Here is a 17,214-nt window from a genome sequence, read left to right as displayed (position 1 = left end):
TTTGTTGGTTTTTTATTAAGAAAAATCTTACAAAAGCGACCTCGGGATGAGTTTTTTGGCAGCAAGCGTAACACAGCAAATTGTACTTTATGGACAGACACTAATTAAGGTTCATTTCGTTAAGATAAGTATTAATCACCTTTTTCTGTTTTTCACTGTCCGAAAGTTCTTCTTTTAATACTTTCTCTGCAATCTCCAGTGATAATCGGCCTATGGTATCCCTGATTTCCTGAAGCGCTTCCTGTTTTTGATTCTCAATATCCTTGGTGGCTTTATCAAGCATTATCCGGCTTTCCTCACGTGCCGTTTCACGTGCCTCTTCCATAATCTGCTCCTTTAGTTCTCTGGCTTCCTTCAATATGGCATCCCGTTCTCCCCTGGCATCATCGAGAATTCTTTTCTTTTTTTGCTCCATCATTTCTACTTCTTCTTTGGCTTTTCTGGCATCTTCAAGCGCAAAAGAAATGGTCTCCTCGCGTACCTTCAGGGCACGCAGAATGGATGGCCAAGCATATTTTCGAAGCACCACCAGAAGAATTATGAATGAAAGGGAAGTCCAAAAAACTAATCCCGGACTTGGTGTTAACAGTTCCATAAACTTCTTTTTAATTCCAACTGCAAGATTGATTTATCCGTATAAAATTAATTTAATACGGTCGGATAGCCTGCCCTGATTTATCGTGCCAACTCGTATGCAAGAACTTACATATTCCTGTTTCCGAATAGTCTGGCTAAGTTATAGCCAATTTAATAAATCAATGCGCCAGTTTCGTTTCATCAGGCCAGCCAGGCTACAACAATACCAAACAAGGCAACCCCTTCGACAAGAGCTGCGGCAACAATCATGGCAGTTTGAATTTTTCCACTGATCTCGGGCTGACGACTCATTGATTCAATGGCAGATTGCCCGATTTTACCAATTCCGAATGCGGCACCTAAAACAATAATTCCTAATCCGATAGCTGTTAATTCCATATTTCAATGTTTTAATTGTGAGCCCGGTCTAAAAAGCATCTTTGTTGCCAAACTCGTTGTTGTTTTAAATTTTTGAATTCTCATTAACAACAAGTTAACTCCGGTACAAAAATTTAAACGCCTTGATTTTGACAAAAATATGCTTTTTATACTGCACTCAATTGTTAATGTTCGGTTTTATTTGTACTCATCCCTATAAATAATGATGTCAGCATGGTGAATATATAGGCTTGTAAAACAGCAACCAAAAGCTCCAGCATGAACATCACCAAAGAAAGCAATATTGAGACCGGTGCAATATAGATTGATTTTAGAATAAATATCATGGTCACGAGGCTTAAAATAATTATATGACCGGCCGTAATATTAGCAAATAACCGGATCATTAATGCAAATGGCTTGGTAAAAAGTCCGATAAATTCCACAGGAACGAGTAGGAACTTCACAAAAACCGGCACTCCCGGAGCTGTAAAAGTATGTTTCCAATAATCCTTCGAGCCGGACAGATTGATTGCAAAAAAAGAAAAAACAGCCAAAGTTGCAGTGAAACTAATATTCCCGGAAAGATTACTTCCACCAGGGAAAAAAGGCACTAAGCCAATTAAATTGTTAATCCAGATAAAGAAAAACAATGTCAGCAAAAAGGGAACATACTTATCGGCTTTGTCGTTGTCAATCTGGCTCCGGGCAATATCATCGCGCACGAAAAGGATAAGAGGTTCCAGCACTGCTCTTAAACCCTTTGGGGCAACCATACCATGCCGGGCATAACTTCTGGCTGCTAAAATAAACACACTCATGATTATAATCATGGACAAGAACATGCTGGCAACATTCCGGGTGATCGAAAAATCAGCCGGTGAAACATTTGTAATATGCCCGTTCTCATCATAATTGACGGCTCCATCGGATCCGGTAATATAAAAAGTTTCATCTTTCAGCACAACAAAATCATCCCCGATTGCTGCAGGTGTTTCGGAATGATAGAACTCATCAGAAGAATAAAACCAGGGTTCTCCGTCGTACCATAAAATTACGGGTAATGGGAGTGACAATTGAATGGTCTGCCCATGCCGGTTCGTATATTCAATAATATGCCACTGATGAGAATCGCTGATGTGTTCGATAATTAGCCCGGACACCTCAACATCGCCCTCTTCTGTTGCATGGTTTTCCGAAAAAACAGACAAACCCAGACCGAACAGAAAGAATATGACTATAAAATACCTCAAACTACTAATTTTAGAAACACCTGATAATTCACTAAAACACTTGAAAATAAAGGATAAGTTATCTGCCGCCATTTTCTTCAGATTCCCGTACTATACGTGATGAAAAGAACAGAAGTTTCAAATCTGATTTTAAGGCTCAACAGAACTCCTGATTCTTTTAAACATGCTCTTTCACCACTCTTCAATTTCATCAGCATAAAATAGGTCTAAGTCATTGGCCTGATGGAAATCGCATGCAAGAACTTATATATGTTCTTGTAGCGGAAAACTTTGCCATGCTCGTTTCATCAATATAAATATTTTTTCTTTATACGGGCAAACTGTGGTGTTGCAGGGGTTTAAAAAAAACTAAAACGCAAAGACGTATGTTGTGTTTATAATTCAAACTACTGGCTAATGACTAAAAACTAATGTCTAAAAACTAATGTCTAAATTACTTATATCTAAAAATCTGATAATCTATTAAGGCAATCTTTGCCATGCTCATTTCATCCGCTGAAGATTTGCACCTAAAATCAAAAACGCCTCTTCCCAAAAAGCCATTCTATTTTCCACTTCGTATCCATAGCTAAAAGAACCAGGTAAGCAATAAGGCTGGGCATAACATAGGCTTCTACATCTTCATGATTTTTGTCAAATAAAATAATAATCAAAACCGGAATTAATATCAACTTAAACAAAGACAAAGCCATAACCGCAAAACCAACAGAATTTTCCCAATGTTCTTTAATCTCCTTCAGCACAAAAGAAGTCACAGGAAACAAAGCAATAATAATCAAAGCTAAATAAAACCAGTTTTTTGGAACATGACCGGCTTCAATAAAAACAACAAGACCTGCCAATCCTTTCAACAGCAGGCCATAAAAAATTTCCTTAATCAGTAACACTTTATATGCTAAAAGCGTTGTCATAAAGCAAATCACTTTTTAATATCCCTGGGAGGAGCCTGTTGGGAAGCTGGTGTTTGCTGATTTCCCATGCTACAGGTTCCGGAAAAAATAGCTCCGGGCTCAATATTAAGTTTCCCTGTTTTAATATCTCCGTTTACTTTTGAACTTGCCTTAAGAGAAAGAAGCTCGCTAACATTTATTTTCCCGTTCAGGGAACCGGCCAGCTCGGCATTGCTGCAAATCACCTCTCCCTTTATCATCCCGTTTGACCCGATAACAACCTTTCCTTTGGAATTAATATTGCCTTCAATATGTCCGTCGATACGAATGTCTCCATTGGTTTCAACATCTCCGACAATTTTTGTTCCCTGACCAATCATGTTGGGTAGTTTATTCTCGGGTTCAAAATTTTTCGCCATCTCCATTTACATTTATATTTGTTAATAATACTTTTTTAATAGATGAGCCCGGCCTAAAAAGCATCTCTGTTGGCAAACTCATAGATAATTAGATGGTTAGATATTAAACATCAAAGGATCAGGATATATTGATCTGAACAACAAATTTAAAAAGAAAAAACAAATTATTGCCCTCCCTTCATGAAATCCTTTAAAGCACTTAGTTGTTGTTCCTTTTTTACCTGTCTGAGGTTTTTGGCCGTATTGGTATAATATTTATGGTTGGTGATGAAACTGATCTGCTTTTTATTCCATTCCGGCAATGTCATTTTACCGTTAAACTTCTGAAATTCTTCATACAAATTTCCCGACACCGGTAAAAAATCGGACCGGCCAAGATAATCAAGATCGGCATCTTTTAAAATGGCTTCAAGATGATTTCGTGGTTGAGCTTCCTTTCGGGTAACATTAATCAATTCAACAATTTCTTCGATCTGGTCGTCAAGATAACCATACATGGGTAAAACTTCTTTTGCCAGCTCAATACTGTTATCTTCATGATTATCATAAGAAATCAGGAATCCTGTATCGTGAAAAAGTGCGGCTGTTTTCAAAAGAAGCATTTCTTCTTCACTGACGCCTTCGCCACGCCCTATAATCTCGACCTGAGTAACCACATCTACGGTATGTTTCATGTTGTGATAGGCAAGATCGTCAGACAATTCATTCTCCAGCCTGTTAAGTACCGCCTCTTCCATATCGCCAAACCTGATGTGCTGCAACCTGATCCTGAACAGTTCGTTTGGTTCTTTCCCCTCACCATTAACTGATAATTCAGGAATAATACCTTTAATAAAATACATATCCGTTTCTCCTTTATATTTGATTGGCATCTTGCCCCTGTACTCTGCAACAAAAAACTCCTTAACCAATTGCCATGTAGTGCCCGAAATGTTTATTTCTCCGGCCATTCCTGATGATTCCATCCGACTCGCGATGTTAACGGTATCTCCCCATATATCGAAAGAAATCTTTTTTCGTCCAACCATCCCGGAAATAACAGGCCCTGTATGAATACCAATCCGCAACTCCCAGTAGTCCTTGTGCTCAATCATTTTTATCCGGCGCATCTCATCCATAAACTGCTGCATTTCGATGGCTGCCAAAACAACTTCTACCGGATTGGTGCTGTTTTTCACAGGCAGCCCTCCTGCACACATATAAGCATCGCCAATCGTTTTAATTTTTTCGATCCCGTATTTTTCGACAATCTCATCAAAATGTAGAAAAAACTGGTCAAGCTCATCAATGAGCATCTCCGGATTAAGTTGTTCCACAATTCGGGTAAACCCCTGAATATCGGCAAAAAGGACTGTTACTTTCTGATATTTCCTGGATTTCTTTTTAGGCCCCTGATGTGTATAAACGATGGAATCGGTGTCATATTGTGCCTGAATCCGGTGTGCTTTTTCCTTCACTTTTAGTGCCAAAGCAAGTCGTTCGGCTGTAAGTTCTTCCACGCGACGATGAATAAAATTTCTTAACCACATTACACCAAAAATGATAAATGCGGCAAGCAATATGAGTATCATATAGATATTAACTGAGAATCCTTCGGGCATCACTTAAAAATATTTTACCTTCCGCAATATAAAAAAAGTCTTGAAAAAACCACCATTCATCCAAACTTTGAAACACTTAAAAAAAATGCTGCAAAATCTTTAATGTTTGTAAAAACAAAAATGTTATCTTTAGCCAGTTAAATACAATAAAACTGACTATGGAAAGCCTGATGCATAGTATTCTTGTGCCCTATGATTTTTCGGACACTGTATTTAATGCAGTTCAACATGCTGTAAATCTTTCCCGTGTTTTAAACACAAACATCACATTACTTCATATCGTTAAAAAAGAATCGGAGATTTCACCGGCCGAAGAAAACCTTCGTAAAGAGGCAAAGGACATCGAAAAAAAGCTAAACGTAAAGCCTGAAATCCTGGTCAAAGAAGGAACTATTTTTAAAACCATTAATGAAGTCTCGGAAGAACTCGAATGTGCAATGGTGGTTATGGTTACCCACGGAATGCGCGGTATGCAAAAACTCACCGGAAGCTGGGCACTGAAAGTGATTGTCGGCTCCAGAGTACCGTTCCTGGTTGTTCAGGAACCCCCGCAAAAGGACGATTATACAAAAATCGTTTTCCCGGTCGATTTCAAGTCCGAAAACAAAGAAAAACTTAGATGGGCAGAATATATGTCCCGCTATTTCAAAACCAAAATTTATTTGTTCTCCGACACAGCCAGGGATGGTAGTGTTGACAGCCGGACCAAGGCAAATGTGGTATTCTGTAAAAATTTCCTGGAAGAAAAGAACATCGATTACGAATTGGTACTGGCCAAACATAAGGCTCCATTTTCGGAGGAAACCATTGAGTTTGCCAAAGAAAACAACGCCGACCTGATCATCATCATGACCACCCGTGACATTGCTTTCCATGATTATATCTTAGGGGCTCACGAACAGTATATTATTGCCAACAGCGCCAAAGTTCCGGTTATGGTGATTAACCCAAGAACAGATTTGATGAAGTACGGTTATGGTGGCAGCTTCTGAAATCAATCCTGTTTGTGAACAGCGAACAGGCCGCTTGTCCGGACTTCAAAAGCGCGATTTGGCGTTTCCTTTCTGCTTGCCAAAATGAAACTATAACACACTCACAATTTTCACTTCTCTCCGATTTTTACCGCAAAAAGAATGTAGTCTCGCAAAGTTTTTATCACCAACATTCCCCTTGTTTTTTGTATTTTCGCATATTACAATAAAGAATAATCTTCTCCTAAAGTTTCGGGTCATGACAGACACCGAAATTTATTATGAAAGATTTTATGTAATTTACTGCCACATTTACAAATAATTATGGAACTCGTATTTGCAACGAACAACAAACATAAAACCATTGAAATAGGCCGTATATTAGGAGAAAACCGGACTGTTAAATCACTCCCGGAAATGGGATTTAAAGGCGACATACCGGAAACAGGTAAAACTCTTGAAGAAAATGCATTACAAAAAGCACGTTATATAAAAAACCAATTGGGAACCGATTGTTTTGCCGATGATACAGGTCTGGAAATTGATGCACTAAACAGTGCGCCCGGTGTTTTTTCGGCCCGCTATGCCGGACCAGAAAAAGACAGTTTAAAGAACATGGAGAAAGTGCTCCGGGAATTAAAGAACTGTCGGAACAGAAAAGCCCGCTTCAGAACAGTTATTGCCCTGATCATCAACAATGAAGAGTTGTTGTTTGAGGGCATTGTTAATGGCTCGATACTCGAAAACCCGCGCGGAGAAAAGGGTTTTGGTTACGACCCTGTCTTTTTACCGGAAGGATACACACTCACATTTGCAGAAATGTCACTCGATGAGAAGAACAAAATCAGCCATAGAGCCTTAGCAGTGAAAAAACTGGCCGACTATTTAAAAACCCTTGATAAGGAATAATTAACATCCATGAAACGAGCATGACAACGATTGTCACAATAAGAACATGTATAAACACCATCTAACCTCTTATCATCTAAGAAACCAAAAACAGGTAACAGATTCTTCGTCGTGCCTCCTCAGAATGACACTGAGCATTCTGTCATTCTGAGCGAAGCGAAGAATCTAACCTAATCATCTGACATCAATTAAAATATAATATGATGCATCAATCTAAAAACTTAGACTAATTTTATACTGATGAATACAACAATAAGAAATGTCTGCTTCCTGCTTTTGTTTTCAGCACTTTCGGCGTCCACATCCGCGCAGAACTTATGGACGACTTATTATTCATACAAACAATGCTTTAATCCAGCCGAGAATAAAGACTTCATAATTGGTGCTTCCAATCTGGGGCTGATCCTTTATCATAAAGAAACCAACTCAGTTAGTGTTAAAAATAAAGTTAACGGTCTTTCCGATTCCGAAATTTCAGCAATAAATTCAATTCCTTATGACGACATAATTCTGATTGGCTATGAAAACGGAAACATTGACGTACTAACAGATGAAGGCACATATAATATTCCGGACCTCAAGATTGAAAACATGTCCGGTAGTAAAAAAATCAATCATTTTCTTTATGATGACGGAAGGGTATTCTGCAGTACAGATTTTGGAATACTGGAACTAAATATTGAAAAAAAAGAAATTGCTTCCACTTTTATTATCGGAGATGAAGCATCTTATCTGAAAGTGAACAAAACGATTGTCCAGGATGATACCATTTACGCGGCAACTGCATCAGGTCTTATGATGGCCGATATGAACAAAACGCTCTCATATTACGAAAGCTGGGAATTGCTCTCGGAAGACCGGTCAGCATTTTGTGATGTTGAGTCAAATTCCTCAGGTATTGTTGCCGCAAAAGGAGAAAAAGGGAGCACCTGCCAGCTGGTATTATTCAACAACAGGGGTGTATCGGCGCTTTCCAGTTACGGGAATTTTCAAAACATACGTCCTTCCGGTAACGGGTTTATTATTACCACCCAAAATCGTATTTATTTTACCGACAGTCAACTTGAAACAACTTCCACACAGAACACCATAATTATTCAAAACCAGGTTGAATATATGCCTGACTACAGGGATGCTTTTATAGCGGAAGATCAGACACTTTGGGTGGCCGACTGGAACGGCGGCCTTTTCCATAAAACAACTTCCGGCAAATATCAGCAGGTGTTGCCGCCCGGCCCCTATTCAAATTCGACTTACAAAACAAAAAAAATCAACGATGAATTGTGGATTGTCCCGGGTGGGTTCGGTGCCATTCATAACAATGCAAATATTCCGGCCAGTGTCTCTATTCAGAAAAACGGAGAATGGCAATACTTTACCTCTTCAAACACTCCGGAATTTAGTAATGCCCGCGATTTAATCAACATTGAAGTCAACCCCCTCAACCCCGACAATGTTTTCATTTCTTCATGGGGGAACGGCGTATTCGAATTTAAAAAGAGTAACGATACCATATCCCTTGCCGCCCAATATACTGATGAAAACAGCGAACTTACCAATTTCCCGGATGCACCCCCCGGCAGATACATCAGGGTTTGGGGTATGGCATTTGACACGAACGGGAATCTATTTATGAATTGTTCTTCCATTACATGGATTTTTGCTGTTTACAACGTTATGGACAATGCCTGGTATAAATACGATTATGCCGACATAACCGAAGGCGACCAGAAAAACGGAGCGTTAATAATCGACAACAATGGCTATAAATGGCTGCCTGTCTTGCATCGTCAAAAAGGTATTTTTGTTTTTGACGATAACGGCACTATTGACAACTCTTCGGATGACCGGTACCGGGGTTTACTTACCCGCGAGCAGGACCCCGATCCCAGAAATGAAGGCCCTTTGAAGCTGTGGGATGAAAACGGTGAAGAAATCATCGAGGGGGCCTTTTGCATTGAGAAAGACAAAAAAGGCTACCTTTGGTTTGGCACAGAAAACGGGGTAGTCGTTCAATATAACCCCGGTCAGATTTTCGAAACAGAACGACCGGTCTTCTCGAAAATAAAAGTACCCCGGAACGATGGCAGCGGACTGGCCGATTATCTGCTCGAAGGCATTCGCATCACAGCAATTGCTGTTGACGGTGCAAACAGGAAATATTTTGGAACCGAAGGAAACGGTATCTATCTGATATCAGAAGACGGCACACAAACCATCGAGCATTTTAATACCGGAAACAGCCCGATTCCTTCCAATAACATCTTTAATATTGATATTGATGAATCCACCGGCGAGGTTTTCTTCGCTACCGACAAAGGGTTAATCTCTTACCGTGGAGCCGCCGTAGAAGGGAAAAATACATTCAGCAATGTGTACGTCTATCCCAATCCGGTAAGACCTGAGCATGAAGGCCCCATCACCATAACCGGACTGATGGACCAAACGAATGTTAAAATTACCGATACAGCGGGCAATCTGGTATATGAAACAATATCGCTCGGAGGAAATGCTTTCTGGAACGGGAAAAATCTTTATGGTGAAAAAGTGAAATCCGGTATATATATTATATTTTTGGCATCACCGGACGGCAGTAAAAATAAATCTGCCAAAGTGGCGATCATCCGATGACAATAGAACAGCTATAAAAAATGCGATTGATGTCTAAACGAAACCTGAGTATTTTCGGAATTATTTTAGTTTTCGCAGTTATTATTATTGCTGTCTTATGGAACCTGTACCGACATCAGAGTTTTAACGCCGAAAAAACCTTGGACTCGGTGCCTGCCAATACAGCACTGGTACTCAGGATCAATTCTGTCAACGGTTTTATTAACACCCTCCGGAAAAAAGCAGATTATCGGTCGGAATTGAAAGCTTTTGAAAGCCTTGCTTCTGTTTACAATGTCATCAGTTTTGTCGATACATCGGCGCTGTTTTCTTCCGCCCCGGTCAGGAATTTGTTAAAAGCTCCGGTTTACATTTCTTTCCAGAAAATAGGCAAAACAAATATTGAATTAAGTTATCATTTTGCATTACAAAACCAGGCCCATCAGAACGAAATAAGGTCGTGGATAAACAATCATCAAACAGGGAAACGTAATTATACCGGATTTACCATTTATCAGATTCCACTGCCCCATTCAAGTGATGAAACCGTTTATGCCACTGTTCAGAACGGGGTGTTAACGGTAAGCACATCTTCTTTAATGGTAGAAGCATCTATCCGGCAACAACAAACCGACCATTCACTGCGCAACAACAGAGAATTTTCTTCACTTAACAAAACAACAAGTTCAGGAGCCACGGGGTCGCTTTTTATCAACTTTTCACAAATACCTTCTTTCTCTGAACCCTTTTTTGCCTCCAATTCCAGACAATATGCCGACTTTTTGGGTAAATTGAGTTCATGGGGTGCTTTAGACATCCATTTAAAGGAAGACGGAATGGCCCTTAACGGATTTTTATCCGCATCAGGCAATGCATCATCCCCGTTTATCTCACTCTTTGATGGTATTGAGCCACAAAGGTCGACGCTTTCGCAGGTTCTCCCTTCGGACACCAGGTTGTTTCTGGGATATAATTATGCCAATGATATCCGCTTTATCGAAAACCTTAAAAAATACATTTTAAATTCCGAAGATTCCAACGAGTTTGAAACAGCCAATCAGTCTTTTAATAATACTACCGGCAAACATTTTGTCGATGCCTTTTTCGGAAATATTGCCGGCGAGTTCGCCATGGCTTTCACAAACTACAATACCAGCAACCCCAAAGAAGGCAGGTTCCTGGTTTTTAAAACAAAAGGACAGGCAATAACTTTACCGGCACTTAAACAAATGCAGGAATATTTTGGCATTTCAACCACTCCCGTTTCCACATATAATGTAGATAACTCCATTTCGTTTCCAATCTATCGTGGATTCCCGGACAAGTTGCCCAGACTGACCCTTGAATACCTGTTTCCGGATGCTCCTCTGCAGTTTTTCTCGTTTTACCGCAATTACCTGGTTTTTGCAGACAGTCCCAAATCTCTGGAATCATTTTTATACAACAATGTGCTTAAACGAACTTTGGAAAGTCATCCTTACTTCTCGTCATTCACGGAAAATTTTGCCTACGAAGAAAATCTGTTCTTTTTCGCGGAAATTCCCCATCTTTATTCATATATCAGCCAATACCTGAATGCTGATATCTTCCATCCGACTAAAGAACAGAACAAAATACTGTTCAATTTTTATGGCGCAGGGTTTCAATTATCACACAATTCAGGCCTTAACTATGTAACCGCTTTTGCCAATTACGCCCCTCATCGCGACAAAGAGCCCCGTACCATCTGGCAAAGCCGCCTTGATTCGATGGTATCAATGAAACCCGCTTTGGTTGAAAATCATTATACCTCGGAAAAAGAGATAATGGTGCAGGACAAGGCCAACAATCTGTACCTCATCAACAACATGGGGCGCATACTCTGGAAGCGGCCGCTCGACGGGCCCATCCTAAGTGAGATATTTCAAATAGATTACTATGAAAATACAAAGCTGCAGTACCTTTTCAACACAGAAGAAAAATTGTATCTCCTCGACCGTAACGGGAACCATGTAGCACGGTACCCTTATACATTGCCTACGAAAGCCACTAACGGACTGGCTGTGTTCGATTATAATAATAACCGGAACTATCGCGTATTTCTGGCATTAAACGACCGTAAAATATACCTCTTTGACAAAACAGGCGCCAGGATTCCCGGCTGGAATATCCCGCAAACAGAAGGCATTGTAACACAACCTGTGCAGTTTTTCAGAACCAGCGGGAAAGATTTCATAGTGTTCAGCGACCAGTACCGTAACTATATCATGGACCGTCGTGGGAATCACCGGGTCATACCCGATAAAAGCTTTATAAGAAATGAACATAGCCCATTTTACCTGGAATATCCCGACTCTGAAAAATCAGCACTGGTTACAACCACAACTGACGGCTCCCTGGGCCGAATCATGCTTCCATCCGGCAGAACCAATATTCATCCCGAAACAAAAGTGGATGGCAATAACCATTATTTTACTATCATTCAGGAAAACAATCCTAAATATGTGCTGGTAACCCCTGAACAACTAAAGATTTTTAATTCGACCCTTCAACCCATCGTTAATAAAACCCTGGAATACCCGGTAAATGTAATCGCCGACATTTATCAGTTCTCCTCAACCGACCATAAAATCGGCCTCGTTTCAACAGAAAACTCAAAAATATACCTCTATAACAGCGACGGTTCTCTTTATCAGGGATTCCCATTGAAAGGAACAACAAGATTTTCAATAGGCTTTTTAAAATCATCAGCCTATCGGTTTAATCTGATAACAGGAGGTGAAAACAACTATTTATACAACTACAGAGTAGAATGATGATATCCGCAATTTTTATTTATTCTTGTTGTAACCAATTGAAACGAGCATGGCAAAGTTTTCCACAACAAGAATATGTATAAACCACTAATCATCTAAGAAATCAAAAAACAGGGAACAGATTCTTCGTCGATACCTCCTCAGAATGACATTAGAAAGTCTGTCATTCTGAGCGGAGCGAAGAATCATACCTCTCATCATCTATCATCAATTAAAGCATGATAACTTGCATCAGCACAATAACATAAACTTATTTTATACGGATGAAAAACAACAACGAGGTTGACAAAAAGGATGCTTTTTAGACCGTACTCAATTTTAATTCTCTGATAATACCACCTTAATATTAAGATAATATAGCATCTGTAGTTTTGTACCAGAGAAAAACAAAAAGGAGTACTATAACGCAAAATACAGATGTTATGAAAGCATTATTAATAATTTTATCACTGGTTGCCTCTGTATCGATGACAGCCCTGGCGGGTTCGAACGACAAGACAGAGAACCCGGGAGAACCGGTAGCCGTCAATACCTGCATTTCAGGAACCATTATTGACGAAGAAACAGGAGAAGCCTTGACCGGCGTTGAAGTTAAACTCGATGGAACCGAAACAAAAACTTACACCGATTTCGATGGAAAATTCTTTTTCGACAAAGTAAAACCCGGCGACTATTCGGTTCAGGTCAATTATATTTCCTATCAGCCGGTTGTTCGAAACATCAGGGTGCACACCAACGAAATGCATGCGCTCAATCTTGAATTGGAAAACGTCGACAGCGAATAACGCAGTCCATCAACAATTCAGCAATATAAAACCGGGGAAGACGTGTTTGTGTACGTCTTCCCTTTTTTTTATGACCCAAATTTCTGATAGCAAGAACTCAGGGATGAATTTTATGAATGAGTCTGCCCGCGAATGTTAAAATAAAGTTGCCGGAATGTAACTTTAATGTTAACTTTGCGTTAACACAAAGACAGGACTAAATTGGGAGGCTTTTGATAATTTTTAAAATACGAAAGCCATGAAAAAGTTGATATTACTAATCGCGATGGTTGCATCAGCGCCTCTGCTGCTCGCCCAGCTTGTTGAAAAAGATGGTATCTACTACGACTCCAACAACAATCCCTATTCAGGTACTTACATTGAGTATTACCCCAATGGAACCGTTCGTCTTGAGATGAAGGTAAAGGAGGGTAAAAAAGACGGTCCCACCACTTATTATTATGAAAACGGAACGAAAAAAGAAGTTCGCAGTTTCACTAATAATAAAATGGACGGAACCTGGATCACCTGGAATGAAGCGGGAATGAAAATTGCTGAAGCGCGCTACCAAAATGGCAAAAAGCACGGTAAATGGTATATTTGGGACGAAAACGGCACCCTGCGATACGAAATGGAGTATACTCAGGGCGTTAAAACAGGTGTTTGGTCCATCTGGGACGAAAACGGGAAACTCACGAACCAAAGGGAATATTAAAATTGAAGGTGATACCCGCCTATGGGGTCACTGCTTTTCTAATTTACTCACGTACGATTACCCTGATGAACAAAAATCCTTACCAATACGGTAAGGTTTTTTTGTATGGTAAAATGTCTAAATACTTGCATATGAGTTCCACTCGGCCTTAATAAATTTTATACAAATAAAATAAGAACTGACTTCCTGAGTGCGGTACACTTTGCCGAAGCCATCACTGCAATGAGGGAGAGGCAAATTGCATGAGCAGGCACCAATACTTTGACTAAATTTTAGTATATTGGAGACATTGAAAAATTAAAGAATACAACCTTGATGCTGAAAGAACTAAGGAAGAAACTTTCATGTCGAAATGCCCTGCCAATTGTGGGAGGACTGCTGATTGTTGGCTTGTTCGCATTCATCATTTTCAAAATTTTTGGGCCACCATCAGGAAGGCCTGTCAAAATTATTGATATCAATACCGCCGATTCTATTGTAATCCATTCCGATAGTTTAGTAAAACCTGTACTTTATGTTAAAGTTCCTGATTTTTCGAAACTTAGCGTTAAAGACCGCAAAAAGAAATTTGTTCATCTGATGCTGCCTGCGATACTTTTGGCTCAGGAAAAAATAGCAGTCGAACGATTGCAGATCGAACGGCTTCTTAAAAAAACGAAAGAGCAAGGTTTTTCTTCCGAAGACAGCATTGTGCTGAATAATTTTCTGGAGAAGTTTAATGCTAAAAACGAAAGTGATTTGCTCAATCGTCTTCATCCCCATCCTGCAAGCATCGTTCTTGCTCAGGCGGCCATTGAGAGTGGATGGGGCAGTTCCCGTTTTTTCAAAGAGGCCAACAACGCCTTTGGAATCTGGTCGTACAACAGCGATGAGCAGCGCATAGTGGCCGGTGAATCGAGAGGAGAGAACACTATTTTTCTCAGGAGTTATGATACACTTTTCGATTCTGTTTACGATTATTTGCTGGTTATTGCCCGTGGAAGTGCTTACAAAGACTTTCGGAAAAGCAGGATGAAATCTCAGAATCCTTACCGGTTGATATGGTTTTTAAGTAATTATTCGGAAAAACGCCTGGGGTACGTGGTTTCTTTACGGAATGTCATTGAGTTCAATGATTTGTCTCAATATGATCATTATCAACTGGAAGAAATTGATGAAAATGATGAAAACTGGGAAAAATTACTGGCTTTATAAAATCAGGATTCTTATTTTCCTGCCTTTTGTTGCGGCCTGTGCGGGAAACACTGCAGGGAAGAATTCAGCCGATAACCCCGGCGAACCGCTTTGGCAAAAGTTAACCACAGATTTCGAAGTGGTCGCTCTGGTGTATCACCGTTTCGGCGATTCCCGCTATCCTTCCACGAATACCCGGGTTTCGGTTTTTGAAGAACATTTGAAGTATTTGTCTGATAATGGTTTTAAATCCTTCACAGTAAGTGATCTGTTGAATGACACTTCAGCACTGGCGGAGAAAAGCAAAAAGGTTTTGATTACTGTGGATGACGGATTTGCTTCTTTTTATGAAAACGGCATTCCTCTTCTGGAAAAATACGAAATGAAAGCCACGCTCTATGTTAATACCGAAAGTGTGGGATGGGGCGACTACCTTAGTTGGGAGCAGTTGAAAGAGTTGAGGAATAAAGGGATTGAAATAGGCAGCCATTCGCATCAGCACAAATATTTTTTAAATGAACCTGATTCTTTGCGCACAAAGGTTTTTGAAGAGGATTTACTGAAAGCGGAAGCCCTCTTTGAAAAACATTTAGGTATTATTCCCAAAACGTATGCCTATCCTTATGGTGAGTTTTCAGATGACATGGTTGAGGTCATTAAGAAACAAGATTATGACATTGCATTTGCGCAAAACTCGGGAGTACTGAGCAATACATCTCACCCTTATGCCGTACCACGCTTCCCGGTAGCCGGCAGCCATGTGTCCATGGAGCAGTTCATCAGCAAAGTGAATATGCATCCGCTCAAAGTCCGAAAAGAAGACCAGTTACCCATCATTGTAAAAAGCGCAGAGAAACCGGCTTATTCAATACAACTTGTCGGAGAGGCACTCAGCGGGCCATTCAATTGCTTTATTGGCGGACAGCCGTCGCCCGAAGCAATATCTCTTGACGGAAATCAGCTTTCTTTTTCCTTCAATGTACCGAACAACAGACGGCGTACCCCTGTGACCATCACCACTCGTACCCCTGACGGACAGTGGCATTGGTTTTCGCGTCTGCTGATAAACCCGGATGTGGCAGAATAGTGAAGGGAAAGCTTGCATGATGCGACGAAAATCAAATATTGACATTAAGATCAGTAAAAATGGTACGACAAACCGTAAATTGTATACTGATTTTTCAGTTTGGTTTCCCAATATTTGTCCAGCAATAGTATTTTATGAAAAAAAAACAAATTAATCAGGATAAGTGATGGTTTTATTTAAACCAACTCTAAATTAACGGATTGCTGATGAAAAATTCCATCTTATTCATATATTTACGGTTCAAAATATGGCAATTTTTACATGTATGAGCACGGTATAAAAAACATATTTTTGTCAAAATCAAGGCGTTTTAAATTTTTGTGCCGGAATTAACCCGTTTTAATGAGTTTAAAACAAATATGTTTTAGACCAGGTTTATGAATTTGATCCCATCATCCACATTTATAAATAGTGCACGTCTAAGAGGTCGGAAAAATTATACCAAAACATGCGTCTGTTCAGAAAGTGTCATTTACAAGGCTTGCAAAGTCCGAAAATACGGAGTTTACTTGTCGTAAATGAGTGCTTTTCGGACAAGCGTAACACAGTAAATGGTATTTTGACAGGCACTAAATATATTCAAAGTTGAAAATGATATCCTCTATCCTCGGGATAAGAGGAAGTTATCATTTTGTCCAACCCAAAATTTATCCAAAAATTTTAAACCGGAAAGGAGTCGTCTGAAACAGAAACACAGAGGTAACTTTCCAACAACAATCACAAGGAGGCCTTATGAAAAGAAGAGATTTCCTAATGAAAAGCGCAGGCTTAGGACTGGCCGGAGCATTGATCCCCAATTTTGGAGGCTTGAATGCCGTAGGTCTGACTGCGGAGGAAGGTCAGTACGATCTGGCAGCAGTGAGAGGTGGCGAAGCCCCCGATATGTTTGATAAAGCGATGGAAGCCCTCGGCGGGATGGATAAATTTGTCAAAGCCGGACAAAAAGTATTGGTAAAACCCAATATAGGCTGGGATGTTCCACCGGAAAGAGCAGGAAATACAAATCCTGCCCTCGTGTCACGTATTATTAATTAAAGTTTCCCACTTTTCTACGCCCCATATAATGTGGTATG

The 17,214-nt window shown here is 40.0% G+C and carries 15 protein-coding genes; 9 read left to right on the top strand and 6 right to left on the bottom strand.

Translation table 11 applies throughout. The annotated features are described in order from the left end of the window. Nucleotides 1–100: 100 nt before the first annotated feature. The 6 genes from atpF to ATH1_RS0107890 all read right to left on the bottom strand — a co-directional run bounded on the left by atpF (nucleotide 101) and on the right by ATH1_RS0107890 (nucleotide 5,117). A complete protein-coding gene (gene atpF, locus ATH1_RS0107915) occupies nucleotides 101–595 on the bottom strand; it encodes a F0F1 ATP synthase subunit B (RefSeq protein WP_010419920.1) in 495 nt (164 codons plus the stop codon). 182 nt (nucleotides 596–777) lie between these two features. Next, nucleotides 778–975: an ATP synthase F0 subunit C gene (atpE, locus tag ATH1_RS0107910; protein ID WP_010419916.1), complete on the bottom strand. Its 198-nt coding sequence runs from the start codon at nucleotides 973–975 to the stop codon at nucleotides 778–780. A gap of 164 nt (nucleotides 976–1,139) precedes the next feature. Further along, nucleotides 1,140–2,207 (bottom strand): F0F1 ATP synthase subunit A, encoded by a 1,068-nt coding sequence (gene atpB / locus ATH1_RS0107905; protein WP_010419914.1) that lies wholly within the window; start codon nucleotides 2,205–2,207, stop codon nucleotides 1,140–1,142. Nucleotides 2,208–2,722: 515 nt separating this feature from the next. Further along, nucleotides 2,723–3,118: a hypothetical protein gene (locus tag ATH1_RS0107900; RefSeq protein WP_010419912.1), complete on the bottom strand. Its 396-nt coding sequence runs from the start codon at nucleotides 3,116–3,118 to the stop codon at nucleotides 2,723–2,725. An 8-nt stretch (nucleotides 3,119–3,126) separates the two neighbouring features. After that, a complete protein-coding gene (locus ATH1_RS0107895) occupies nucleotides 3,127–3,516 on the bottom strand; it encodes a bactofilin family protein (protein WP_245531746.1) in 390 nt (129 codons plus the stop codon). Nucleotides 3,517–3,680: 164 nt separating this feature from the next. Continuing rightward, entirely contained in the window at nucleotides 3,681–5,117 is a 1,437-nt protein-coding gene (locus ATH1_RS0107890) for an adenylate/guanylate cyclase domain-containing protein (protein ID WP_010419905.1), read from the bottom strand. A 158-nt stretch (nucleotides 5,118–5,275) separates the two neighbouring features. Here ATH1_RS0107890 and ATH1_RS0107885 point away from each other — a divergent pair, with 158 nt between their 5' ends. The 9 genes from ATH1_RS0107885 to ATH1_RS0107845 all read left to right on the top strand — a co-directional run bounded on the left by ATH1_RS0107885 (nucleotide 5,276) and on the right by ATH1_RS0107845 (nucleotide 17,176). Continuing rightward, nucleotides 5,276–6,109 carry a universal stress protein gene (locus ATH1_RS0107885; protein ID WP_010419901.1) on the top strand — a complete coding sequence of 278 codons (834 nt, stop codon included), beginning with the start codon at nucleotides 5,276–5,278 and terminating at the stop codon, nucleotides 6,107–6,109. 303 nt (nucleotides 6,110–6,412) lie between these two features. Continuing rightward, nucleotides 6,413–6,997 (top strand): non-canonical purine NTP diphosphatase, encoded by a 585-nt coding sequence (locus ATH1_RS0107880; RefSeq protein WP_010419898.1) that lies wholly within the window; start codon nucleotides 6,413–6,415, stop codon nucleotides 6,995–6,997. 240 nt (nucleotides 6,998–7,237) lie between these two features. Then, nucleotides 7,238–9,628 carry a type IX secretion system anionic LPS delivery protein PorZ gene (gene porZ / locus ATH1_RS0107875; RefSeq protein WP_010419896.1) on the top strand — a complete coding sequence of 797 codons (2,391 nt, stop codon included), beginning with the start codon at nucleotides 7,238–7,240 and terminating at the stop codon, nucleotides 9,626–9,628. Nucleotides 9,629–9,657: 29 nt separating this feature from the next. Next, nucleotides 9,658–12,402: a DUF3352 domain-containing protein gene (locus ATH1_RS0107870; RefSeq protein ID WP_010419893.1), complete on the top strand. Its 2,745-nt coding sequence runs from the start codon at nucleotides 9,658–9,660 to the stop codon at nucleotides 12,400–12,402. A 422-nt stretch (nucleotides 12,403–12,824) separates the two neighbouring features. Then, nucleotides 12,825–13,187 carry a carboxypeptidase-like regulatory domain-containing protein gene (locus ATH1_RS0107865; RefSeq protein ID WP_010419890.1) on the top strand — a complete coding sequence of 121 codons (363 nt, stop codon included), beginning with the start codon at nucleotides 12,825–12,827 and terminating at the stop codon, nucleotides 13,185–13,187. Nucleotides 13,188–13,425: 238 nt separating this feature from the next. After that, a complete protein-coding gene (locus ATH1_RS0107860; protein WP_044115068.1) occupies nucleotides 13,426–13,881 on the top strand; it encodes a toxin-antitoxin system YwqK family antitoxin in 456 nt (151 codons plus the stop codon). 315 nt (nucleotides 13,882–14,196) lie between these two features. Further along, the gene (locus ATH1_RS0107855; RefSeq protein ID WP_010419884.1) at nucleotides 14,197–15,075 is read left to right on the top strand and encodes a glucosaminidase domain-containing protein; all 879 of its coding nucleotides are present in this window, start codon (nucleotides 14,197–14,199) and stop codon (nucleotides 15,073–15,075) included. Next, nucleotides 15,044–16,141 carry a polysaccharide deacetylase family protein gene (locus ATH1_RS0107850; RefSeq protein WP_245531745.1) on the top strand — a complete coding sequence of 366 codons (1,098 nt, stop codon included), beginning with the start codon at nucleotides 15,044–15,046 and terminating at the stop codon, nucleotides 16,139–16,141. The genes ATH1_RS0107855 and ATH1_RS0107850 overlap by 32 nt, the downstream gene beginning before the upstream one ends. A 732-nt stretch (nucleotides 16,142–16,873) precedes the next feature. Continuing rightward, nucleotides 16,874–17,176 carry a hypothetical protein gene (locus ATH1_RS0107845; protein WP_029164027.1) on the top strand — a complete coding sequence of 101 codons (303 nt, stop codon included), beginning with the start codon at nucleotides 16,874–16,876 and terminating at the stop codon, nucleotides 17,174–17,176. Nucleotides 17,177–17,214 lie beyond the last annotated feature (38 nt).

The organism is Anaerophaga thermohalophila DSM 12881 (assembly GCF_000191885.1).
GTDB lineage: Bacteria > Bacteroidota > Bacteroidia > Bacteroidales > Marinilabiliaceae > Anaerophaga > Anaerophaga thermohalophila.
This window is presented reverse-complemented; position numbering and strand designations above follow the sequence as displayed.